The 22,181-nt window shown below is 50.5% G+C and carries 37 protein-coding genes; 15 read left to right on the forward strand and 22 right to left on the reverse strand.

Annotation, left to right across the window (positions count from 1 at the left end; translation table 11 throughout):
* Positions 1–126: 126 nt before the first annotated feature.
* Entirely contained in the window at positions 127–762 is a 636-nt protein-coding gene (locus DA718_RS12515; protein WP_110273955.1) for a carbonic anhydrase, read from the forward strand.
* Positions 763–896: 134 nt separating this feature from the next.
* Here the strand turns inward: DA718_RS12515 and DA718_RS12520 are convergent, their stop codons facing one another.
* From DA718_RS12520 to DA718_RS31150, 21 genes are all read right to left on the reverse strand, one after another.
* Positions 897–2,507: an FAD-NAD(P)-binding protein gene (locus tag DA718_RS12520; RefSeq protein WP_112216998.1), complete on the reverse strand. Its 1,611-nt coding sequence runs from the start codon at positions 2,505–2,507 to the stop codon at positions 897–899.
* Positions 2,508–2,640: 133 nt separating this feature from the next.
* The gene (locus tag DA718_RS12525) at positions 2,641–4,212 is read right to left on the reverse strand and encodes a carbohydrate porin (RefSeq protein WP_112216999.1); all 1,572 of its coding nucleotides are present in this window, start codon (positions 4,210–4,212) and stop codon (positions 2,641–2,643) included.
* Positions 4,213–4,335: 123 nt separating this feature from the next.
* Positions 4,336–4,788 carry a hypothetical protein gene (locus DA718_RS12530; RefSeq protein ID WP_227015997.1) on the reverse strand — a complete coding sequence of 151 codons (453 nt, stop codon included), beginning with the start codon at positions 4,786–4,788 and terminating at the stop codon, positions 4,336–4,338.
* Positions 4,789–4,828: 40 nt separating this feature from the next.
* Entirely contained in the window at positions 4,829–6,121 is a 1,293-nt protein-coding gene (locus DA718_RS12535; RefSeq protein ID WP_112217000.1) for a tyrosine-type recombinase/integrase, read from the reverse strand.
* Positions 6,122–6,176: 55 nt separating this feature from the next.
* Entirely contained in the window at positions 6,177–6,410 is a 234-nt protein-coding gene (locus tag DA718_RS12540) for an excisionase family protein (RefSeq protein ID WP_032451986.1), read from the reverse strand.
* A 7-nt stretch (positions 6,411–6,417) separates the two neighbouring features.
* Entirely contained in the window at positions 6,418–6,564 is a 147-nt protein-coding gene (locus DA718_RS30400) for a hypothetical protein (RefSeq protein WP_167492761.1), read from the reverse strand.
* A gap of 72 nt (positions 6,565–6,636) precedes the next feature.
* Positions 6,637–7,149, reverse strand: coding sequence for an ATPase (locus DA718_RS31040; protein ID WP_227015998.1), 513 nt, complete (start codon positions 7,147–7,149; stop codon positions 6,637–6,639).
* Positions 7,146–7,370, reverse strand: a complete 225-nt coding sequence (locus DA718_RS12555) for a hypothetical protein (RefSeq protein ID WP_112217001.1) — start codon at positions 7,368–7,370, stop codon at positions 7,146–7,148. Before DA718_RS12555 ends, DA718_RS31040 begins: the two co-directional genes overlap by 4 nt.
* The gene (locus tag DA718_RS12560) at positions 7,367–7,492 is read right to left on the reverse strand and encodes a sodium:solute symporter (RefSeq protein ID WP_094963425.1); all 126 of its coding nucleotides are present in this window, start codon (positions 7,490–7,492) and stop codon (positions 7,367–7,369) included. The genes DA718_RS12555 and DA718_RS12560 overlap by 4 nt, the downstream gene beginning before the upstream one ends.
* On the reverse strand, positions 7,489–8,055 hold the full coding sequence (locus DA718_RS12565) for a beta clamp domain-containing protein (protein ID WP_112217002.1): 567 nt from the start codon (positions 8,053–8,055) through the stop codon (positions 7,489–7,491). The genes DA718_RS12560 and DA718_RS12565 overlap by 4 nt, the downstream gene beginning before the upstream one ends.
* Entirely contained in the window at positions 8,052–8,801 is a 750-nt protein-coding gene (locus tag DA718_RS12570; protein ID WP_112217003.1) for an ORF6N domain-containing protein, read from the reverse strand. The genes DA718_RS12565 and DA718_RS12570 overlap by 4 nt, the downstream gene beginning before the upstream one ends.
* A gap of 2 nt (positions 8,802–8,803) precedes the next feature.
* Positions 8,804–9,040, reverse strand: coding sequence for a hypothetical protein (locus DA718_RS12575; RefSeq protein WP_130624372.1), 237 nt, complete (start codon positions 9,038–9,040; stop codon positions 8,804–8,806).
* Positions 9,041–9,052: 12 nt separating this feature from the next.
* Entirely contained in the window at positions 9,053–9,571 is a 519-nt protein-coding gene (locus DA718_RS12580; protein WP_112217005.1) for a hypothetical protein, read from the reverse strand.
* 43 nt (positions 9,572–9,614) lie between these two features.
* Positions 9,615–10,055, reverse strand: a complete 441-nt coding sequence (locus DA718_RS12585; RefSeq protein ID WP_112217006.1) for a hypothetical protein — start codon at positions 10,053–10,055, stop codon at positions 9,615–9,617.
* A complete protein-coding gene (locus DA718_RS30410) occupies positions 10,055–10,192 on the reverse strand; it encodes a hypothetical protein (RefSeq protein ID WP_349476098.1) in 138 nt (45 codons plus the stop codon). Before DA718_RS30410 ends, DA718_RS12585 begins: the two co-directional genes overlap by 1 nt.
* 40 nt (positions 10,193–10,232) lie before the next feature.
* Complete coding sequence (locus DA718_RS12590; RefSeq protein WP_227015999.1) at positions 10,233–10,580, reverse strand: hypothetical protein; 348 nt, start codon at positions 10,578–10,580, stop codon at positions 10,233–10,235.
* Positions 10,561–10,770, reverse strand: coding sequence for a hypothetical protein (locus DA718_RS12595; protein WP_112217008.1), 210 nt, complete (start codon positions 10,768–10,770; stop codon positions 10,561–10,563). Before DA718_RS12595 ends, DA718_RS12590 begins: the two co-directional genes overlap by 20 nt.
* Before the next feature lie 112 nt (positions 10,771–10,882).
* Positions 10,883–11,146 (reverse strand): hypothetical protein, encoded by a 264-nt coding sequence (locus tag DA718_RS12600; RefSeq protein ID WP_112217009.1) that lies wholly within the window; start codon positions 11,144–11,146, stop codon positions 10,883–10,885.
* Between the two features lie 258 nt (positions 11,147–11,404).
* A complete protein-coding gene (locus DA718_RS12610) occupies positions 11,405–11,611 on the reverse strand; it encodes a hypothetical protein (RefSeq protein ID WP_112217011.1) in 207 nt (68 codons plus the stop codon).
* Positions 11,608–11,811 (reverse strand): hypothetical protein, encoded by a 204-nt coding sequence (locus DA718_RS12615; protein WP_112217012.1) that lies wholly within the window; start codon positions 11,809–11,811, stop codon positions 11,608–11,610. The genes DA718_RS12610 and DA718_RS12615 overlap by 4 nt, the downstream gene beginning before the upstream one ends.
* Positions 11,812–12,156: 345 nt before the next feature.
* The gene (locus DA718_RS31150; protein WP_112217013.1) at positions 12,157–12,864 is read right to left on the reverse strand and encodes an XRE family transcriptional regulator; all 708 of its coding nucleotides are present in this window, start codon (positions 12,862–12,864) and stop codon (positions 12,157–12,159) included.
* Positions 12,865–12,977: 113 nt separating this feature from the next.
* On the opposite strand from DA718_RS31150, the gene DA718_RS31045 reads away from it, so the two are divergent.
* The 5 genes from DA718_RS31045 to DA718_RS12645 all read left to right on the forward strand — a co-directional run bounded on the left by DA718_RS31045 (position 12,978) and on the right by DA718_RS12645 (position 17,209).
* Complete coding sequence (locus tag DA718_RS31045; RefSeq protein WP_112217014.1) at positions 12,978–13,196, forward strand: transcriptional regulator; 219 nt, start codon at positions 12,978–12,980, stop codon at positions 13,194–13,196.
* Between the two features lie 123 nt (positions 13,197–13,319).
* The gene (locus DA718_RS12630) at positions 13,320–14,135 is read left to right on the forward strand and encodes a helix-turn-helix domain-containing protein (RefSeq protein ID WP_112217015.1); all 816 of its coding nucleotides are present in this window, start codon (positions 13,320–13,322) and stop codon (positions 14,133–14,135) included.
* Between the two features lie 15 nt (positions 14,136–14,150).
* Positions 14,151–15,032 (forward strand): ATP-binding protein, encoded by an 882-nt coding sequence (locus DA718_RS12635; RefSeq protein ID WP_112217016.1) that lies wholly within the window; start codon positions 14,151–14,153, stop codon positions 15,030–15,032.
* A complete protein-coding gene (locus DA718_RS12640; RefSeq protein ID WP_112217017.1) occupies positions 15,029–16,384 on the forward strand; it encodes a replicative DNA helicase in 1,356 nt (451 codons plus the stop codon). Before DA718_RS12635 ends, DA718_RS12640 begins: the two co-directional genes overlap by 4 nt.
* A gap of 9 nt (positions 16,385–16,393) precedes the next feature.
* Positions 16,394–17,209 carry an antitermination protein gene (locus tag DA718_RS12645; protein WP_112217018.1) on the forward strand — a complete coding sequence of 272 codons (816 nt, stop codon included), beginning with the start codon at positions 16,394–16,396 and terminating at the stop codon, positions 17,207–17,209.
* A gap of 332 nt (positions 17,210–17,541) precedes the next feature.
* On the opposite strand, the gene DA718_RS12655 is transcribed toward DA718_RS12645, so the two are convergent.
* Entirely contained in the window at positions 17,542–17,988 is a 447-nt protein-coding gene (locus DA718_RS12655; RefSeq protein WP_112217020.1) for an ECs1072 family phage-associated protein, read from the reverse strand.
* A gap of 697 nt (positions 17,989–18,685) precedes the next feature.
* On the opposite strand from DA718_RS12655, the gene DA718_RS12660 reads away from it, so the two are divergent.
* The 9 genes from DA718_RS12660 to DA718_RS12705 all read left to right on the forward strand — a co-directional run bounded on the left by DA718_RS12660 (position 18,686) and on the right by DA718_RS12705 (position 22,101).
* On the forward strand, positions 18,686–18,985 hold the full coding sequence (locus DA718_RS12660) for a phage holin family protein (protein ID WP_127074472.1): 300 nt from the start codon (positions 18,686–18,688) through the stop codon (positions 18,983–18,985).
* Positions 18,982–19,524, forward strand: coding sequence for a glycoside hydrolase family 108 protein (locus DA718_RS12665; protein ID WP_112217021.1), 543 nt, complete (start codon positions 18,982–18,984; stop codon positions 19,522–19,524). Before DA718_RS12660 ends, DA718_RS12665 begins: the two co-directional genes overlap by 4 nt.
* On the forward strand, positions 19,521–19,862 hold the full coding sequence (locus tag DA718_RS12670; protein ID WP_112217022.1) for a DUF7940 domain-containing protein: 342 nt from the start codon (positions 19,521–19,523) through the stop codon (positions 19,860–19,862). Before DA718_RS12665 ends, DA718_RS12670 begins: the two co-directional genes overlap by 4 nt.
* Positions 19,862–20,131 (forward strand): hypothetical protein, encoded by a 270-nt coding sequence (locus DA718_RS12675; protein ID WP_112217023.1) that lies wholly within the window; start codon positions 19,862–19,864, stop codon positions 20,129–20,131. Before DA718_RS12670 ends, DA718_RS12675 begins: the two co-directional genes overlap by 1 nt.
* Complete coding sequence (locus DA718_RS30665) at positions 20,088–20,282, forward strand: hypothetical protein (protein WP_112217024.1); 195 nt, start codon at positions 20,088–20,090, stop codon at positions 20,280–20,282. The genes DA718_RS12675 and DA718_RS30665 overlap by 44 nt, the downstream gene beginning before the upstream one ends.
* 85 nt (positions 20,283–20,367) lie before the next feature.
* Positions 20,368–20,553, forward strand: coding sequence for a hypothetical protein (locus DA718_RS12685; protein ID WP_004136197.1), 186 nt, complete (start codon positions 20,368–20,370; stop codon positions 20,551–20,553).
* A gap of 425 nt (positions 20,554–20,978) precedes the next feature.
* Complete coding sequence (locus DA718_RS12695) at positions 20,979–21,179, forward strand: hypothetical protein (RefSeq protein ID WP_004136199.1); 201 nt, start codon at positions 20,979–20,981, stop codon at positions 21,177–21,179.
* 185 nt (positions 21,180–21,364) lie between these two features.
* On the forward strand, positions 21,365–21,751 hold the full coding sequence (locus tag DA718_RS12700) for a hypothetical protein (RefSeq protein ID WP_130624373.1): 387 nt from the start codon (positions 21,365–21,367) through the stop codon (positions 21,749–21,751).
* 8 nt (positions 21,752–21,759) lie between these two features.
* Positions 21,760–22,101, forward strand: a complete 342-nt coding sequence (locus tag DA718_RS12705; protein WP_112217026.1) for an HNH endonuclease signature motif containing protein — start codon at positions 21,760–21,762, stop codon at positions 22,099–22,101.
* Positions 22,102–22,181 lie beyond the last annotated feature (80 nt).

A 22,181-nucleotide genomic window follows, 5' to 3' on the forward strand; every position in this document is an offset into this window, starting at 1 on the left:
ATTTGCCATCAGTCTGATCTTTAATCTCTTATTCGAATAACGATTCCCATTCTGCTCTTCAGTGATACACTGACTAAATGTGATCTTTGTCATATCGTCATTAAAACAGAGAAAAGAGACACTGCTATGCAACATATCATTGAGGGTTTCCTCAACTTCCAAAAAGAGATCTTCCCGCAACGTAAAGAGCTCTTCCGCAGCCTGGCGTCCAGCCAGAATCCCAAAGCGCTGTTCATCTCCTGTTCGGATAGCCGCCTGGTGCCGGAGCTGGTGACTCAGCAGGATCCGGGTCAGCTGTTTGTTATTCGTAATGCCGGTAATATCGTTCCCTCTTTCGGACCGGAGCCGGGTGGGGTTTCCGCCACTATCGAGTACGCTGTCGTCGCCCTGGGCGTGACCGATATTGTGATTTGCGGCCACTCCAACTGCGGAGCGATGAAAGCGATCGCGACCTGTCAGTGTCTGGATACGATGCCCGCAGTTTCCCATTGGTTGCATTATTCCGATGCGGCAAAAGCGGTGGTGGATAAAAAGACCTGGGCGAATGAGACCGATAAGGTGAATGGCATGGTGCAGGAAAACGTCATCGCCCAGTTGAATAATATCAAAACCCACCCGTCGGTTGCCGTTGGCCTGCGCGACAATACCCTGCGTCTGCACGGCTGGTTCTACGATATTGAAAGCGGTGATATTCGTGCGCTGGATAAAAACAGCAAAAACTTCGTTTCGCTGTCGGAAAATCCTGACGTTTTCTTCGAGTAAATCTCTCTTTTCAGGGCACGGAGGCCCTGAGAGTCGCGCCTTCCAGTCTAAAACCTTCTGACACCCCATCGAATGTACTCAAGAACCAATGCGCGTACATGCGACGAAGTGTCGGCAGCTAAATCCATGTGAACTTAAAGGTCAATTAACGGCAAACGCCTGCGTGAGCGGCTCGCCGGTTGCGATATTGCTTTCGCTATCGCCGCGCCGATTTCCGCGCAGGCGGTGATGCCCTGGACAAACGGCTGGTCATGCATCAACCAGGGGATTGCGCCAAATGCAATGCGCCCGCGCACCTCAGCTGGTTCCTGCAATGTGTAGTCGTCCCCGACGTCTGGAATATCGTCGCCGGTCGCCAGTAATTGCTTTCTTAAATGTGGGAAGGGGAGATCGGTGGTTTTGAGCGGTTTCTGCCCTCGCGCATCGATAAACACATCGTATAAATAGCGGTTATCGCGGTTAATAATCTGTGTTTTATCTTGCTCAACTGATAACTCATAATCCGCGCCCAGAGCGAGAATGCTGATGACGCCGGCTTCGCGCAGCGCCAGTAGTCGGCGAATGGACTCGGAGGGAATGGCGGCGTAACAGTCGATAAACACCCGCGCGAGGCCACGGTTGAAGCGCTCGCGGTCCTGAGCGTTGAGATGCGGAACCATCTCCTGAACGGCTTCGTGTAGCCGCAAAATAACGTAGCGCCAGGGCACGGTGTAACGCTCTCGCTTATGACGTTCAACTTCGTCGAGATTCGCCCGCGCCCAGTGAAATGGATTGCGCTGCTGGCGTTTTTGAAACCACGCCTCGCTGAAGCTGTCAGCGTCCAGCGCGTTAAGGGCGATGTTCTCGCTCCAGCATGGGTCGGCCAGTTTGATTTCCTGCGCCATCAGCTGAAATACCCGGTCGAGTAAGCCGTCGGCACCCGCTGCGATCTCTTTTTTGACCGCACTTTCGCTGACGATATGCAGCGGCTCCCAGGGAATAGGGCAGTAAAAATCGGCTTCGGGCAGAATGCCGGAGCGGGACATCAACACAATACTGAGCGCTTTGCTGTCATTATCCAGCCTGAAGGTCAACGCTCCATCGTCCGAATCAGTAAATCTGCCATGCTGAACGACGACGGCCATTGCTGCATCAATCCCGCTGAGCGAGGTGCCCATAATCCCCACCCGACAGGGCGGAATGTTGGCTTCCATCAGGCCAGACCACGGGCTGGGAAAATAAGTTCGGGTCGACTCCTCTTGCGCAGGCCACACGTGGCCGGTGGCGATTGCTGCGAGACTGAAAACGTCTGCTGTTTGCTCACCTTCGGCCCACAGCCTGACGCCTTGCGCGGTGGCCTGCAGGTCGGTGACAGCGCAGGATTCATGAACCTGCACCCGGAAGCCTCGTTCTTTAGCTTGCGCAACCAACCCAATAAACTGGTCGCGAAAGTATTCGCCTAGCAGGATACGCGGCAAAAATTGACGATCATGCAAAGCGTCATAATCTACGCCATAGCGCGCAAGGTGCGCCTTGTCCTGGGCTTTTAGCCACTCGATGTAGGTGCACAGAATAGGCGGGATCTCAATACTGGCGATATTCGCCAGCATCATGCGTGAATTTTCTTCATCACTGTAGGGCATGCCCACGCCCGCTTCATTGGCTTGCTCATAAATCGACACGTCCAGCGCTTCGTGGTGTTTAAGGAGTGCAAACAGGGTATAAATTCCGGTAGGCCCTGCGCCGATGATGGCAATTTTTTTCATATAGAATGGCCCGCTGTTGTGTTGATGTTACATAGATTCGCTGTCCTTACGCAGATTTAGTGTGGTTGAAAATGGTGAGAGAGGCCAATTCAGAGACTCCTCTTCCGAAGTTGAGTCAGAAGAGGAGCCGATTTTAGAACCACGTTTCTAGCTGAGCGCCGAAGAAGAGCGTCCCGGCGCCATGGTAACCGGCGCTGCCGAAGGTATCGGTGGAAGAGTAATTATCCAGTGATTTATCCCAGGTCATCCATGTAGCAAAGAAGCGAATTTCCGGGCGTTCAAAAAAGTCCGTCACGTTCTGCATTTTAAAGGTCGGGGCAAAGGTGAGCTTGTAGTAACTGCCGCTGGCGGCTTTATTGCCGTTAAAGCCTTTCGGGTCGATATCCATATATTGATAGCTGGTCTCATATTGCAGCGCGAAATTTTGGTTAATTTGCTGGATCACTCTGGCATTAAGCGTCACCCAGTCGTAATGGTCGGAATCGATATAGCGATTATTGCTGCTCTGAGCGACGACCAGGGGCGCGAGGCTCAGGCTATCGGTGAGCGAAGTAATGCCGTAAGAGGCAAACTTCACCGTCCAGGCCGGATCAATCAGGTAGCCGTCGGAACCCGGCCCGCGCACTTCCGCACCCAGCGCGCGGCCATAAAGCAGCACCGTTTTAGTCAGGCCGGGGCGCAGGCCATAGAAACTGTCGCCATGATAAGCCAGCATGGTGTTAAAGCCACGCGAGGCGGCTTTATCTGTGGCCAGCCCGTCGTTAATCCGCTTATCGTTATCCTGCGAGTAAAGACCATTGAACATCCACTGCCAGTTATCCAGGCGGTTATTGAGCGAGAAGGTATAGTTCTGAATATAGGTGTTATCAGCCCCGATCATGTTGTTATATTCAACGTTCTCCATCGTATCAATATCATTAAAGTTACGTCCGTAAACCGCAAGGTTGGTCTTAATATCGCCCCAGACGTTCACATCATAAATGCCGGCCCCGGTACCGATTAAATTCATCATGTCGGAGTCGAGCCAGTGAATATCGAAATTATCCCGGTCTTCACGTTTCCCGGCCCATAGCGTGGCATTTTTGAATGCGCCGCTGAACGAGGGCATGTCGCTCATTTCCACAAACGCCTGACGCACGTTCATCTGACCATTGAATGAGCTGTCGGTATTATAGGTTTTATCCCATTCGGCAATTTTCATGTAATAACGCAGCTGACTATTATTGTCATATTTACGCCGATAGTTGATGTCAGCAGTGACGTAGGTATCGGATTCGTTGCCAAGGCGACCAACGCTTCCCCCGGTGCTTCCCGCTGGCGTCAGAGAAGGGCCGACGGTGCTAGTGGTGCCTTTGCTGGTCAATATCCCCGTTCTCGCATAGCCGCCAAATGTTATTTCCGAGCGATCGTCTTTTTTTTCTGCGCTAGTGGCTGACTGACTTTTGATTAACGCAAGATCTGCATCGGTTTTTTGTTCAACGGCTTGCAATCGTTCTTCTGCGCGAGCGGCATTTTGCTCGGCTCTGGCGGCTCTTTTTTCCGCATTATTAATTTTGCTGCTGGCATCTTGTAATTGTATTCGCGACTGTTTCAATTCGGCCTCAAGCTTTTCCAGTCGGGCGTTAATTTCACTTAAGGTTGTATCCGTCGCAAGGGCAGGCGCTGGCAAAGCCAGCGCGCAGAGCGTAAGCATGTAGGCTTTCATTATTAATACCTGTACAGGAGGAAGCGGTGCTCTGAACACAGGGGTGCAGAGCACATATTACTGTGCCATTGAAAATGGATTGTTTAACTGCTTGTTAAATTAATAATTGGGCTTTGTTATCCCCTAAGACTTTTTCGTGGTTTTATTCGCATTGACAAAAACGAACGTCATTATGAAGGCGAAGATAAATACGGAGACTCCGACGGTAATATAGGAAATAAACTGATAACGATCATACAAATACATTAATGGCGACAGCAGAACCGCCAGGCCGTAGGAGTTGGCTTTTATCGACAGCAAAGAGAGGACCATTCCACCCAGCGCGGAGCTGGTTAACATTACGATAATAGCGCGGAGTCCGGACTGCATCACAATCCCGAACAAAGCGGGTTCAGAAACGCCGAGTAGCTGGGTAATAGTGGCGGAAATACCCGCGGTTTTAAACGCGACATTTTTGGATTTTAACGAAATAGCCAGACACACGGCGGCGTTGGCAAAACCGTACATCGCGCAAACGGTAATTAATGGATTGAAGCCAGTACCCGCAATTAGCGAGGTTTCAATCATAATGAACATGTGATTGAAACCAAGGTTTAACTACCTGATTTTAATCGCCTTATGCTGTTGATTTTTCTCTTTGGGGCACCGTTGGGGCATTTTCTCGCAGGGACTGATTTAGTATGGCTACCTGTGAAGAGCTGGACTCCGGCATCCATGCACCATAAACCCTGTGCACCATCAGCGCATTTGCGTGCCCCATTTGCGACGCAATAAAAGTGGGGTTTGCGCCAGCGGATAAAGACCAGCATGCGTAGGTGTGGCGTGACTGGTATGCTTTCCGAGAACGCAACCCGGCTCTTTTCATTGCTGAGGTCCAACTTGGCCCGAGAGAACCTACTGCATAATACCCATCAGGTTTGTTATGATGCCTTGTAGGTTGAGGAACAAAGATAAACGTGCAGGAATGATGGATGCTTCTACCATATTCCCGTAGTTTAACTTCTATCCGGTGCTGCTTTCCTAGCCGCGTCAGTTCTGCCTGGTTTTTCAGTACTTCAATCGCCGGCTGGGTGAGATATATAACCCTGTCAGTGCCGGCTTCTGTTTTGGGTAAAGTAAAGTCTCCCATGGTCGTGAGATTGCGCCTCACGATCATGGTTCCCGCCTTCAAATCAACATCTTCCCATGCCAGAGAAACTAACTCGCCGTGTCTGATGCCTGTATACACCGCCAGCGACCAGAGATTTTTGGTTTGCTGCTGGTGGCAGGCATCTATTAACCGGGAAAACTCATCCCTGCCAAGCGGATCGGGCTTAGCTCTTGCTTTCTTCAGTGTTCCAATGCTGGCGCAGGGGTTTTGCTCTGCATAGCCGTTCTCATGAGCAAACTGGAAAAAAGAAGATATGATTCCCATGTAATAGTTTACCGTTGGGGCCGAGCGTCCCTTTTTCACGGTCTTGCGGTTCGGTCGAGGCACACAGTATCCCGTCAACAGTTCTTTCCTGACACCCAACAAATCTTCCTTTGTGATCGTCGAGATCAGTCTTTTACCACCAATATGGGGAAGCATTACTCTCACCACAGACTGATAACGGCTTAATGCGTTTGCACTGATTTCCATGCTTTTTAGCTCCAGCCATTTATCAGCGAGGGTTTTCACCGCGATATCCTTCCTCTCGATACCAAAGTTTTTAAGGTTTGGTGAATTCGGGAACTGCGCAGCATAGTCAAAGCTACCCATACGGATAGCGAAACAGACAGAAGTACGCAGTTCCCCGGCAACCTTGCGGTTTTTAGCGGTGTCAGAAACACCGAGGTTCTCCCTGACACGCTTGCCGTTATAAATGAACCATATGCGGAGTGATCCGCCGTGGTTCTCAACGCCCGTTGGGTATGATGCTTTACTCATTATTCCCTCCCGACGTCCAGGAGCGGTATAAGCTTACCTGTTTCATGCTGCCCGATCACCAAATTGGTTGTTTTTGTGCGGCAATCCACGCATCAACCGCTTTGCGGTTATACATGCATTCGCTGGTGGGCTTTGGATCACCCTCAGGGGAAACGTGCTTATACTCCCTTCCCAGCAGCCAGGACTTTTTGCGAGCGCGGGTAATGGTGCCGCGCTTCATGCCAGTCACTGCGATCAGCAGGTCCTCTGATACCCACTCATTCGGCTCAAGTTGAATGATTGTCTGCATACCTACCTCACACCACACCCAGGCCACGACAGTGGCACCAGACCTCAAACATCCGCTTAACCACTTCCCGGCAGTAGTAGCCGTGAGCGTCTCGCGTCAGGTCATAGCGGCCGCCATAGCGCAGCCGGGCCCAGATTTCAAATTCACGATTCATGCGATTAGCTCCTTAAGCACCAGGCAATGGCGAACGCACAACCAACGGTGCAAAACGCTGTTGGCCAGTCCATTACCGAACGTCCACTTCGATCTGAGCTATGGCGCAGTAACGCTCGATAGCCTCTTTAGTCCAGCGTCTATAAGTCTCTGGATGGAAAACTTCATTTTTGCCGCTACCGCTCCAGAATGCCTTTGAGCTAATGTCTGGTAGGGTGATGGTTAACGGCTTACCATTGGTGACATCGTTAACCGGAGAGTTGCCGCTGCGCGACTTGGCGTTTTTTGGCAATGGATCCAGAGTTGGCGCGGCTTTGATGGCGTGCAGCGACTCGGCTTGCTGGTCCTGCGCTACCTGCACATTTTCGCTGCTCCTGCATGCGGTCTCTTGTTCGGCTTCGATGATGGAATCGACCGCCATCATCAGCGTGCTGGCGAGGTCGTCGTAATCCTGCCATGCATCGTTGCTGAAAAAATTCGTGAGCATCACCGGAGCCAGACAGGCAGCAAGGTATTGCCGGTAAGTCATTCCCCCAGGCGTCGCATTGCTCGGATTGGGGTAGGCATAGTGCCGGCCGTTTTTCATCGTTTGGCCTCCCGGATCAGATGTTTGTAGGCCCGGAGGGCGTGTTTAGCCTGGCCGCTAAAAACAGTTTTCATGAAGAAAAATCCGCTGCTATTGCTGGTCATGCCAGGAACCAGAAAGAGGGCAACATCAATTGCACGGTTGTGCTTACGAAACTCAAAAACGGTGCTGGTGACTACAATGTTTGCAACGGATCCGTAGTCCTGATATTCGATTTTCATGCCAGAGTCCTCGCCAGTAATCGCGCAATACCAAAGAAACAGCAGACTCCCGCCGCAAATCCCAGCCCCGAAAGGCTGGAGAAAAATAGAGTGAACATCACCAGTTCAGATACCTTTTTCATCCCAGATGATCCTCTACTACTTTGAAAGCATCATCGCGGCAGGGCATCACTACAAATTCCGGATTTCCGTAGGTGCTGTTGATATGCTCATTGAACTGGATGCGCACTGCGGCAAACTCCCCTGACGGGCGAAGCTGCACAGGGATAAACTTCTCATCGCGGCCAAAAATCTTTGTCGGATAACTCAGGTATTCCGCCTGGATCACCGGGTTAACGCTGAGGTCCAGTTTCTCTGGAATGACGCGACCTAAATCAGGGAATCGACCATCAAGCAGCTTAATGCCGGTGATGGCCAGGCGGTTCTGGTTGTGGTCGCGATGAATGGCGATTGGCTCTTTATTGAAAATCAGCTCTGTTGTTTCGGCTTTGGCTGGCACGTTACCTTCAAACTGAACGATGATGTTTTTCTTTGTACAGATGCCGTGCTCCATACGTAACGCAACATGGCCGTTGGTGCTCTCAATATGTTTCGGGGTGATATGCACCCCACACAGGTAGTAGCGGGGGTCGTTTTTAGCCACGCACACCAGAGCGGCGCGGAGCTGCTTGGACGGGATAATCATGCTTTACCCTCCCATCCGATAGCCTGAAAAAGCCCCATCTTCGGGTGATACCAGCGGGTACCGCGGGGCTCAGCTTCTGCCATCATATGGTGGAACGCTCTCATGAACGGTTCAAGCTCCACGATAGCCCGCCGGGAGAGAAGTCCGTCAGGCGTCATGAACTCGTGCGTGTCGGTAGAGATACGGTAAGCGCTAACCAGGTTTCGGCACTTGGCATCGGTCATGCCACTCTTGGCGACCACCTGGCGATAACCAACGTATCCGGCCCGCATGGTACCGCGCTTAATGTTTTCGACAGCTTCGACTACGGTTTCCACCTGCTCCTCGACCTGGTAGAGGCGGCGCTCCTGTTCGACATTCAACAGGGCCATTTCGGCGATCAGCTCTGCCTGGGATTTTGGGCGCTGACTGCGGAAATAACAGTTAACCAGTTCGCGCTGTACCTTCCATGCAAGATCATCGTTAAATGGCTTTGTCAGCATCAGATAACCTGATTCAAAAAGTACAATCCCTGATGGGGCAAATTTGGAGAAAGTTCCTTCCGGGAGGTCCGTACGTATTACGTCCGAACCTAGTTCTTCGTAATCTACGCCCGCGATAAAGTGCTCACGGTTGCGGTTAAATGTCGCCCGTGCGGTGCCTTCTGGGCGCTGGTGAACTTCATCAATCATCGCCAGCGTTACTACGCGCTGGCCGCGGTAATTGACTGCCGGGAGTTGTTTATTGTTGATAGTCACAGTGTTCATAATTATTCCTCCTTCAGTGCGATGCCGAGTTTTTTCGCAAGGCGGCGTTGGTTGCGAGTCAGCTGCATGCGGACCATTCCTTCGGGGGCTGGCTTTACAGCATCGTGGAGGCTATGCCGAAGACTCGCATAATCACTGGCATTGCTATTCTCTGACCGCATGTGGCTGTGGAAAAACTGCGCCATCGTCATTCCTGCGCATCCTTGCGATGTGCTGTTTCTGCGTGCTTTCTTAGCCATTCCCATTTCCCCTCAGTGCATAACCGGCATGCCTGGCATGCCTTCGGTCTGGATTTGTTCGATAAAACTGTCATGGAGAAGGTTGAAGCCCTCCCGGCCCATAGCGGACAGCCTGAATCCGGAATCATCGTCAGCAACGACCATGTCCTGATACATCCGCAGCGCCAGCTGCTGGCCAACGTCAGGCCCGTATTTCTCAATGGCGCAGATTTCCACGTGGTTAGCTAGGGCAAAACGTTCTGGGCCAGGATAGACACTGATAGCACCATGCTTGCCTGAATAGATAACCGCTTTATCGACGCCGCCATCCTCGTTCGGAACGTCGATACCTCCGTTCTTCTCCTGCTCTTCTGAAATGAAGACAGCAACGAGTAACCAGCGCCAGACGATGATTTGCTTCTCGATGTTGAGTGTGACCCAGTTGCTTTCTACTGCCTCCATGACACACGCCAGTATTTCCATACCATCGGCGATATTCTTGTCATAACGGCCGTTATCCAGTTCGCGAATTGCAGCCGAGTAACCGATCACACGGTTTCCAGATAGCCGGATGCCGGTTGACGTTGGTTCGGGGTTAAATACTGTGTGATCCATTACGTACCTCGGTTGGCTTAGTAGTTTGAAGTTCTTCGCGCTCTTTCAAATAGCGGTCATGCATGGAATCCCACTTTTCGCACCACTTCTTCATTTCACGTTTGCGGGCGAGGATTCGACGAAGACGGCGAATACAACGCTGGTGGGCGCGGTGATATTCGCGTGTTGCCTCTCCACGCTCCCAACAATTAAGTTGGGGGGTTATGGGGTGTACTATCTGTACATCCGGGTAACGCTGTTTGAATCCAGAGCGTTCAAAAGCTTCGCTAGTCATAAAGAACGCCAGATAACGGATCGCAGTGTCCCGGCTAAAACAGCGCTTTACTCGCCCGTGGCGAACGGCTGCGAAAAGTAGACCGACTGGCGTGTGGTGCTTCTGTAATGCCAGGTCAATGGCGCTGGCGGTGCGGTTGTCGATCATCACTGCTTCTCCGTATTAGGGGCTATAACCTGATACCCGGCTTTCTTTGCCATCCAGAAGAACGTATCCATGCTGGCAATTAGCTCGTTATCGCGAACTTTGCGGGTATCAATTACCTGGCCGTTTTCAATCGTCATAACAACCTGCACTTTTTCGTGTGTAATAGGGGGGGGTAAATTAGTCATCAGTTAATTTCTCCGCTTTTAATGACTGCTCAGCCAGTGTTGCGATCAGCGCATTCATAAAGTCCACACCATCAGGTGTTAACTTATTCACACCCATGCAATTCGAATAATGTTCAGAAATTAAATTTTCTGCCTGCTCGCGTTTGTGGGTGTCATAAATCATCGCTTCAAAAAGTTTAATCAGTGCCTTCGTCAAAATATCTTCGTCAAGCTCCACAGGTAAATTCGAACCATCATCCAGTTTGACTATCTGGAAATAGCTTCCTGTTCTTCTCATCATTGAATCAAGCTTTGCGCGAACGAGGTGACGGCGACGAGTTTCAATCAGATTTGTTTTCACGGCGCTTCTCCTCAGCCTCTATCCAGATAGAAATATTTGATGCGATATTTAGCGCCAACCCCAGCAAAGCTTCGGTCTGAGGAGGGTTCATCCTTTTAAAGCAAAGATGCATCAAATCTAAGAGTTCATTCAGGTTATTAGCCTCAGTTACAACCTCTTCAATACTTGTTCTGGTTGAAGGGTTCCACATAATTACCTCCCATACGCTTTACGAAGATAAAGAACTGCAATTAATTCCTGTCCGCATGATGCATACAGTAGGGCGGTTTTATATGCGCTGCGGTCGATGATGAATGTCATATTTAGCGACCTTTTCTAATGTTATTCACTGTGGAGCCAGTCATAACACAAAGCTCATTGAGCAGACTGGTAAAGCGACCAGCGACACGCTTATCCGTTCTGGCTATCGCAGCAAAGAGCAATGTATTAAACTCATCCCTGAGTTGGTTGCCGTAAGCATCTGCGTGCTGTGCTGTTCTGAGTGCTCCGCTTGCTTCAGTGACCACAGGGAAATCAACATGCATTGTTATTCCACAATTATCTTTTTTACGGGATGCAATATTCATTGCGCTTTCCTCAAGGTGAGTGCGGTCCCGGCAATTAAGCCGTTATTTAAATCAGGGTTTTATTAACTTAATTTTGCTTCGATGCTTTTCAGTTCGCTACAAACTTTAATCGCATAGTCGAAAATTGCTGATGCCATATACATTGCGGGTTTACCATTATCTTCATCGGTGAAGTAAACCTCATTATAAATATGCGCAAGTTCTTCGAGTTTTCTGGCCGTAATAGTCGCGTGAAAAACATCATCAGCAATATCACTCTCACCCCTTTCCTGCTGGGGGGGGGCTTAATTGTTCAATATACTCCTGTGCTTTATCGTTGGTTCTTAACAGGGAGCGGACAACACAAGCAATACCGCTATCTGTTTCGCACGTGTTGTCCGTGCTTCTGTAAATCAACTCTAAAGTAATTGCCGCGTCTGTCATTTCACTTGCGATGTCAATAAGCATTTGTAATGGAGTTTTCATTGAGGTTTATTCCATTCGTTTTTGTGAGCCTCGCTTGCGTAACTGCAGGCAAACCCTAGAAGAATATCGCTAATTTCACGATATTCGTCGTCATCAACCGCCGATAGCAAGCTGGCGGCCTCAACGATCAAGGCCATATTTTTGAAAGCGTCACAAGGATGTATCGATAATCCCTTAAATGTTTTTATCATCTGAGTCATTGCCTATCACCTCTAATTGATTCGATAGAAAAATAATAGAACATGCTATCAATCATTGCAATAGGTATTGCTATTTAAATTGCTATTGGATTTTATGTAATTGATGTAAAAATAAAAAAAATGCTATTGCGCGTTGTGCTGATGACGTTTGAGTGGAAGTCATCGAACTTTAAGCGGCAGGCCCGTGAATGCTTAAAGTATGTGGGGCTTGATAAAAAAATGGGCTTTGATGGGCTGGGATGCAGTGGTGTTACACATTGGGGAGTATTGAGTGGTGATAACCCGGCGTGGGACCGGGTTAAGGATCCATGCAGTTTTACAGTAATTTTATTATAATTTTAAAATTTACCCATGCTTTCTGTAGGTCTGCGGCATGCTGCCGATTATCTTCCCGAACACGAAAATTCGGTTCATCTCATCTTTATCTATCGGGTCCCAGGCTGCATAGTTCTTGTTGTCTGAGATAACCAATAACCTGTCCTTCATCTTTTGTAGGCGCTTAACATGCGAGGTGTCGTCGTAGATGAACGCGTATATGCCATCGCCGTCAAAGTGTTGAACGCTGATGTCGACGAATAGTAAATCGCCAGGCTCAATCGTGCCTGACATGCTGTCACCGCGGACGTTGATGATGCGTATCTGTTCCTGCTTCCGGCCATTAAACATATGGAGCGCATCTTCAACTGAGTACTCCACAGAGTGCAACACCTCAATGAATTCGCTGTTAACTACTCCAGGACCAGCGCTAACCGTGAGGTCGAGCACGTCTATCCTGAAGATGGCAGGATCTTTTTTGCTAGCAACAGGGGGAGTTGGTTGTTGGTCATCGCCCCTCATTGGTCCCGTACCGTTTGACAACCACTCCGAACGAACCCCTAAGGCATTGGCAATTTCAACGATTTTTGTTGTTCCTCTAGCATTGCCAGATGTTATGCGCCATATGGTTGGTTGTGCCATATCAGCAGCTTTAGCCAATTGCGCTTGGCTCATACCCATTTCATGCATTGCGTAGTTAAGTCTGTCAGCTAACGTCTTAAGTGTAGTCTCTTGCATAATTATAGCCTCCGCTATCACATTCTAGTTCGGCATGATAAACAAGTCTATTGCTCATTCCAATAGCAATTGCTATTATTTATCTATAGCAAACCAACTGGGTGTGTAAAAAAATGAAATCAGCAATTGAAAGAGCTATTGATGCCGCTGGCGGAGTAAATGCTTTAGCTCGCGCTATTGGGGTAAGGCAACCGTCCGTTTCTCGCTGGAGGAAGGTTGGCGCTGTTGGGGTGGAGCATGTGCCGGATGTAGCAGCTCTAACTGGGATCCCTGCCCATGAATTGAGACCTGACAAACCAAAATTATTCCCGCACCCACCATCCGAGGTGTGACATGCCGCAGCGATCAACTGTAATTCCAGACTCGCGCTACTTCCAGATGCTGCTACCACGCAACATCCGGTACGACCCTATAAGCGGGGTGTATTACCTCATAGCGAAGCGGGAGGGGGATAAATGAGTATGGATCTCATGGTTCAGGCCATGAAAATTAGAGTCGGAAATCCCCTTAGAAAGCTGGTTCTACTGAAGCTGGCTGACAACGCAAGCGATCTGGGGGAATGCTGGCCGAGTTACCAGCATATTGCCGATCAGTGCGAAATCAGTAAGCGTTCTGTAATGAATCACATTGAGGCGCTTTGCGAGTGCGGGCTGATTAAAAAAGAGCTTCGTACTGGTCCTAAAGGTAATTCCAGCAACGTTTATCAGCTCAACCTGCGTAGTGCAGGAGATTCACCAGGGGGTAGTGCAAATCGTGCACTACTTGGTGCAGCAGATTCACCAGGTAGTGCAGGAGATTCACCAGGGGGTAGTGCAGGAGCTGCACCCAGAATCAGTCACTCTTTTGAACCAGTCAATGAACCAGTCAAAGAACCTTTAAAACATACTGGCGCATCGGCTGACGCCTCTGCACCTGCTCGTTCTGCAAAACAGGGCTATTCACCTGATTTCGAAACAGCCTGGCAGGCATACCCCAAACGCGCAGGTGGTAATTCCAAGTCAGCAGCCTGGAAAGCCTGGGGAACTCGCCTGAAAGACGGGGTTAAACCTGAAGACATGCTGGCAGGCGTTAAGCGCTATGCGGCCTACGTTCGCACGACGGGCAATGCCGGTACTCAGTACGTCAAACAGGCGGCAACGTTCTTCGGGCCCGACCACCACTTCGAAGAACCATGGGAGGCTCCATCCGCTCCGGGAGGTGGGCGCAATGGCGTCATGCCAGTATCCGGCTTCAGCGAGCAGGACTATGGCGAATCAGGCTGTCAGTGGTAAACGGAGATATTCGAAATGTTAAATTTATTGAATCAGCACAAAGAGCGAGCAGACCTGAAGGCAGCGCAGGAGAGCCTGGGCGAAGAGTTAACCTTCGCGCTGGAGCGTAAGAACCCGTGGGGATACGCCGGGTGGGACGCCGGAGAAATTGAGAGTGTCACCTGTGATAAACACGGTGATTTTGAACGCTTCACCCTGGTGGGCAAGGCTTTTCGCGGCGGTGAGAATTTCAAACACACCCAATGCCCGGGATGCCTGCGTGAGCAGATTGCAGAGATTGACACAAAGCTGCGTGCGTTGCGCGTTACCGAACTGATGGATCGGGCTGGTATTGCGCGTCGCTTCGAAGGCTGTGAGTTCGAAAACTACCAGGCGGTGAATCAGGATGCAGCGAAAAACCTCTCTGCATGCCAACGCTATGCCGATAATTGGGAGCACTGCTTTGATGCCGGGTTGGGCTTGCTGATGGTCGGGAAGTGCGGCACCGGAAAAAACCACCTTGCCGTTGCCATGGCGAAAAATATCATCCGCACCCACCTGGCCCACATTGAAATCACCGATGTGATGCGCGTGATGCGTGCAGTGAAAAGCACCTGGCGGCATAACGCCGAGGCAACGGAAGACAGTGTGCTGGATCACTTTGCATCGCTGGACCTGCTGATTATCGATGAGGTGGGAGTGCAGTTCGGTAGCGCCTCAGAGCTGGCCATCCTGCAGGAGATTGTCAATGCACGTTACGAAAGTGTACTGCCCACCATCCTGATCAGTAACCTGACCTTCGAGCAGCTTAAGGATTCCATCGGTGAGCGTATCGTGGATCGCGTGACCAATGGCGGACGCAATCGCCTGGCGTTTAACTGGGAAAGCTTCCGTGGAACTGACGGGGTGACCGCATGACGCCAGTGTGGAAAAACGAAGATCTGGAAGGGGCGGTCATCGGCGCTATATTTTTACGCCGTGCCGACCCTGAGGTACTGGATATTCTTTCCCGGCTGCCAGCGAGTACCTTCTCAGTGCGTCAGTACCGTGAAATTTACACAGGTATTTGCCGTCAGGCCCGCGGCGGCGGGGTGATTGATCCGCTGCTGCTGTGCGAAACACTGCCGGCACTTCAGACAACCATCCTGGAAGCCACCCGCGTAAGCTGGGCGAAATCCGCACTGGTCTCTTATGTTGATGTGCTCCTTCGTAATGCCGGCGTTCGTGATGCTCAGGCTGTGCTTGAAACGGCACTGGAACAAATCAGGACTGCCAGCAACGGCGACGCAGCTCTCGCCGCTCTGGAGTCGGCAAAACAGGCCATGTCCGCCATCGACATTTCAGCCGACATCGTGCAGCCCGTGCATATTTCAGACCTGCTCGTCGCGGTGACTGATGAGGTTGAATCCCGCAGCGAGGGAAGGGAAGAGACTCGCTGTCTGCTTACCGGGATTGAGGATCTTGATGAGAAAACGGGCGGTATCGAGTTAACAGATTTGGTGTTTATCGCCGCACGCCCTTCAATGGGGAAAACCGAGCTGGCGCTGGACATCATCGACAAAGTATCCGCCCAGGGGCACGGTGTGCTGTTTTTCAGCATGGAAATGTCCGATACCCAGATCGCAAAACGCATGGTTTCGGCATCGGGTGGCATGCCAGTATCCCGCCTGAAGGCCGCAGGCCAGTTTGAAGACGAAGACTGGGCGAGATTCTTTAACGGCATGGAGCGGCTGGCCACTCGCAATATCTGGATCACCGATGCCACCGATCTGACCGTCGAACAGATCCACCAGACTGCTACGCGTTATCAACTGGAGCATCCGGAGATTGCGCTGGTGGTCATCGATTACCTGGCACTTATCAAAATCCAGAGTAACGCGCGTTATGACCTTGCCGTGGGTGAAGTCTCCAAGGGGCTCAAGCGACTGGCCAAGGCTAACAAAACCCCCGTTATCGCACTGAGCCAGCTTTCCCGAGGCGTGGAGTCACGACCCAATAAACGCCCCATGAACTCCGACATGAAGAACTCCGGTGAGATTGAGGCGGATGCTGACCTGATCCTGATGCTGTACCGCGATGAGGTTTACAACCCGGAATCCCCGGCAAAGGGCATTGCCGAGATCAACGTGACAAAACAACGCAATGGTGAACTGGGAACCATCTACCGCCGATTCTATAACGGTCACTTCCTGCCGATCGACCAGGAAGAAGCGCGGCAGCGTTCAATGCCTAAGCCGAAACCGCAGCAACGCCGCTATGCAAAATCCTGAGGAGAAAAAATGAAACTGGAAGCATCGTTAAAGCACTTCAGCCCTCAGGGCATGCACATCAGCGACGACGTGAAAAGCACATCGCCGAATCGCCTGAACGGTACAGACGTTATGACCGGGATCGGGGTGACCAGCAGCCGGGCACGGTTCGGGCTGGCGGCGTTCTTCGGTAAGGCGGGCATTAGTAAGACCGATGAGCAGCTGGCAGTTCAGGCGCTGGCACGGTATGCCATAGATTCAGCACCAAAGAACGTGCGAAAGGCCGCAGGTAAAGGGCTGGGGCGCTGCTGCCTGGTGCTGGCGCAGTTTGCCTTTGCAGAGTATTCCCGTTCAGCGGAAACCACGGGAGCCTGCAGGGTATGCCATGGCACAGGGAAGATTGAAACCACCACCACGGAGCGCAAAGTCACATACCCGTGGGGCAAAGCGCCATATTGGGCGAAAAGGTCACGCGCTGTTCGTCCGTCCGACTGGGAGAAGTGGACCGAAGTAACAACCATCGTCAACGGCAAGTGTGAAGCCTGTGACGGCAAGGGGAAAGTAAACGCCCGCTGTCGCTGCGGTGGCTCCGGTCAGGTGCTGGACCGCAAAGAAACAAAAGAGCAGGGAGCACCGGTATATAAAACCTGTGAGCGCTGTTCGGGGAATGGTTTCACCAGCGTCAAGTCAGCGAACGCACACCGGGCGATCCAGATGTACATACCTGACTTACATCAGTCCTCATGGTCACGCAACTGGAAGCCGTTTTATGAGGTGCTGGTGGATATGCTGCGTCAGGGTGAGCGACAAGCGGTGGTAGAATTCGAGAAGGTAACAACTTACTAAAGTGATCGGAGCAAATGGCGGCAAATCTTTGCACGATAGAGTTGACTTTGCATAAAGTTGTCCTGTATGCTTTCAATCGTGGGATATAGCGTCCGTACGAAATCAATCAATGAAACCCTGCCACCCGGCGGGGTTTTTGCTTTTCTGGAGGCCTCTGATGCATGGCGAAAACCAACAGCCATATTTTTTTAACCCGGGCATGACCACACAACAGCTTGAACACTGGCTTGGGCAACAAAAAGCCCATCTTGCATGCTTCAATCGTCTGGTGGCAGAAAAAGCCGCTCTTGAGGAGCGACTGAGTCAGGTCTCTGCGGAGATTGAGCGAATAGCTACTGGCGGGCTTGAAGGAATGCTGAGTTTTCCCTGGGAGCCCAGTCCTCTTGTGGAAAATCCTCAACAGGGTAGTGGCCGGTCGGCAGATTGAGTGATGCCAGGAAGGCCGCAGCATCCTTCGACATATAACCTGGCTTAAGTTGACTGGCAATGATAAAAAGGCTGTCATTTAGCGAGAGATCTCTGATCTCTTCAAGCTTCCACTTGGTCATTTCGAAGACCAGATGATGTAGAGCCTTTTCGTTATCAAGATAATAATAATCGGATGAAAAATGTTTTCTGTATTCATCGAGAACACATTCAAGAGTGAATATTTGCCCGATCCGATACCAAACCTGCCTGGCCCGGTAGCTGTTTGAGTCTGCCAGTGACGTTTGAGGGAAGTCATTATTTTGACAAACCCTGGTCTTGATTATTTGTAAAAGGTCTGAGTATTTACTCATTTTTTGCACCAGTGATGTTTTAATCTTTTGCGAATTAATGTTATCAAAGATGAAAACAGGTCGCTACATGCTGGTAACATTGGGCTGGGCAGTTATGGTGAGTCAACACATCGCACAGGCCGTGTGTGTTGAAACATGAAAGGCTGAATGTTAAATTTGAGTTGTGGTGAATCCCCCTATGCGGAGGGGCATTGCCAGTCTGATATGTTTTTTTGCGCATTGCGAGTCGTCTGTGGACTGGCGGCGACTTACCGGGAGGCACCCGGCACCACACCTAATAAAAAATGATGATAGCTGTAAGGCCCACTTCGGTGGGCTTTTTCTTTGGGCAAAAAAAAGCCCGCATGGTTTCATGCAGGCAAGGCAGTTACATTTAGATTTTGTCCCGGTATATGTTTTTTGTCCGGAAGTCGAAAGATACTGTCTCGAATACATTTTGTAAATAACGGATTCAAATCACAAGGCCATGCATTTGCATGGCTTTTTTATTTGTGCCACCAGAGCATCATTCACTCTGTGCTTTGTCGTTAATCCATCTGGCGGCCATTCATACAGGCCCACTGTCTGACTGGCTCATAACCCAATCCGGGCAGGTTAAAGAGCGCGGGATTCCTAACCCCGCAATCGCTAACAGGGCCGCCTATTCCTTTCTCGCACAGCACCCCGTTAAACCGGAGGTGAAACTATGGCAAATCGTATGCAAGACAAAGAGAGCATGGCCGGAATAACCTGGCTGGCTCTGCTGATCATTGCTGGTTGGGGCGGTCTGGTCCGATTCCTGATGGATGTGAAGCAGGGTAAAGCGAAATGGAGCTGGATAAATGCTCTTGCGCAGATCGTCGTTTCGGCATTTGCCGGGGTTATTGCAGGGTTAATAAGTATTGAAAGCGGGGCAAGCATTTACATGATTCTGGCATCTGCTGGGGTTAGTGGTGCTATGGGTTCTGTTGCCCTCACGTATTTCTGGGAACGTATTACCGGAGTGAAAGCACAATGACAGCAGATCAGATTATCGAGGGTATCCTCGGAAAAGAAGGTGGTTACGTTGATCACCCTTCAGACAAAGGTGGCCCGACCCGCTGGGGTATTACTCAGAATACCGCCCGCGCTTACGGCTATAGCGGCGATATGAAGGCGTTACCACGGGATAAAGCCAAAGCCATTTACCTGTCGCAATACTGGACGGAACCAAAGTTCGACCGCATCGCCGAGTTGTCGCCAGCCATTGCACAAGAATTGTGTGACACAGGCGTAAACATGGGGCCGCGCGTTGCCAGTACATTCCTGCAGCGCTGGTTAACGGCGCTGAATATGCAGGGCAATCTCTATCCAGACCTTAAACCCGATGGAGCGATAGGCAATATAACCATCGCCGCCCTTAAGAGTTACCTGGCGGTTCGCGGCAAAGACGGTGAAACAACATTGCTTAAAGCGCTTAATTGCAGCCAGGGCGCTCGCTATCTGGAGTTAGCCGAAGCGAGGCCAGCTAACGAGGCGTTTCTATATGGCTGGGTTAAAGAGCGGGTGAGCCTATGAAGATGATTATTTTCGCTCTGCTGGCGCTGGTGGCCGTGCTCGTTCTGTTGTTACTGCGCAAATATACCCGGCTGGAGTTCGTTGGGCATGCCCGATTGCTGCTTAAAACATGGTCTGTCCGCCTGGGCGCTGCCGGCGCGTTGGTCGGTGTATGGGCTCAATCATTCCCGGATGCTGCTCTTCATGCTTGGGCAATTCTGCCGCAGGATATCAAAGGTATTCTGCCGCCTAACGTTGTGGCGATGATTAGCCCGGCGCTGGTGGTGCTCGCCATCCTTTCTCAATACGTCAGACAGCCAAAACTGAAAGAAACAGCTGATGAGCAGCAGGAGTCGTAATGAGCCTTGAAATTATCACCGGACTGGCGGTCGTTCTCTTTGGCTTAATCGCTGGCGCATTTGGCATTGGCCATGTACGCGGAACAAGTAAGGCAGAAGCCAAAGCCGAGCAGCAGCGAACCGAAGAGAATGCTGTCGCTAACGTCGCCGTGGCAGAACGGAAGGCGCAAGCAACGAAAGGGGCCAGCGATGTACAGCAGACTGTTAGCCATATGCCTGATGACGATGTTGATCGGGAGCTGCGCGAAAACTTTACCCGCAAAACCTGAGGTCATCGATACCGCCTGCAGCTGGGTGCGGATCATCTACCTGACCGACCACGACATCGACGTGCTGGATATGCAGACCAAGCGCGACATTCTGGCGCATAACAAATCAGTGCAGGCGAACTGTCTGACGAAACCTACTAATAATAGGTAAATTCATGCTTGCTGATTGGCGGTTAACACGCTAGTTGTTCGTGATAAAATTCCTGGGGTGATGTTTTCTTAAAGGAATTCGTGATATGGACGTGCTAATTGACAGTGCCCTCGAAGGCTATTTTTTTCTCTTACTCGATATGTGGCCAGTTTTGATTGTTGCTTTCGCAGGGTTGGCCATCTCATTTTATGGCGTTTTAATGCGTAGAACTGCGGTCACCTTCATTCTACTTGCAGCGATAATAGGAACTGCAGGTTCGATTTATGCTTAATTCAGACTGCAGACAATATGCACCAAGTCAACTGCCAGAAAGGTAAGTGACATTAGTCAAAGTTAAATGAGATTCGTCTTAATTGCTTTAGTGCCTGGGCGTAGATTGAAGATGCTGCAATCAGCAGTATCACTCTGGGACATAACAATGGGACAGTATTATTACGTTAATAAAAATGTTCAGGCAAACGGCGATCATGAAGTACATGTCACCGGATGCACCTTTATGCCTGCATCAGAAAACCGTGTGTACCTTGGTGTTTTTGATAGTTGTCGTCCTGCGGTATTGGAGGCGAAGAAATATTATTCACAATCAAATGGTTGCTATTACTGCTGTAGGGCTTGCCATACTTCGTAGTTGATCAAACGTAATCACCAAGGTCGCCACTGGCGGCCTTTTTTATTACCAGAAGCAGGAGAAGAAGCATGTTAACAGTAAAAGTGATGTCGCCTGGTGGCGGCGAAGAAATCCATTGCGGACTGAGTGTTGGTTTCAATCCTAATCAGCAGAGCATTGCCGTATCGGGAATGGACCAGAACGTGTTCCTGAAGCAGGGAGAGGTGGCCTATGTGATGAACGCAAACGGTAAGACCATTTCACGTTACGAACACTTGGAACGACAGTAGGCATTACAGGAGCCACAATAAAGTGGCTTCGATAATGTTTATTTAATGCTGATTGGGCGATGAATAAATTCATATCACAGAATTTTATATAAGTTTAGATGCGTGACGCTCTCCGAATTCTCGGGGATGTATCAGCGACACCCAGCGGATTGTTCTGTATTGGCATCAACGCAAAGCGAGGCACCATGAGCGACACAGCAAATGAACTATCAGGCGCAGCTGAAGATGTTCTGCATGCGCTTTTCTTCCGTGGTGCGCTGGAGTCTGGCGACCTACCTTCTAAATCAGGCGCTGCTGAATTAAGGGCTGCTGGTCTGGCAGAAACCAGGACATTACGTGCCCAGCATCGAACGGAGAACCACTTTACCTTTCTGACAAAAGAAGGGCAGGAATGCGCAATCCGTTATCTGGTGAATTCTGATTATGGCATCCAGCGCAACAACCCTGAAAATCCCATTATCATCATAGCTAACCTCAATGCAGCGCCGAGCCTTGAGCAGATTGAAACAATAAGAAAGTCTGTTGAAAAAGCTATGGTTCAGACCTACGCACATCTGAGACGCATCTTATAGGCGGGAGCATGAACAAAGAGCCCCGCATCTATGGCAGCAAGTGGAACCGTGAACGTCTTATCTTCCTTCGTGCGCATCCCTTATGCGTCATGTGCCAGGAGCAAGGCAGGGTGGCAGCGGCAACGGTGGTTGACCACATCACCCCGCACAAACTGAAAGAGGCTCTGCGCTCTGGTGACAGCCAGGCAATAGCGAAAGCGCAAAAGCTTTTCTGGAGCCGGAAGAACTGGCAAGGGCTGTGTAAGCAGCACCATGACTCAACGAAGCAGCGAATGGAGAAGCGCGGCACCGTTATCGGCTGCGATGAAAGCGGTATTCCGCTTGATCCAAATTCTCACTGGTTCAGATAACGTCAATTCCATAGGGGAGGGGCGGGTCAAAAGTTCAGAAGTCTGACCCGAAATGACCGCCGCCCATCCTTTTTGTGCAC

This window comes from Klebsiella huaxiensis, from assembly GCF_003261575.2.
Classification (GTDB): Bacteria; Pseudomonadota; Gammaproteobacteria; order Enterobacterales; family Enterobacteriaceae; genus Klebsiella; species Klebsiella huaxiensis.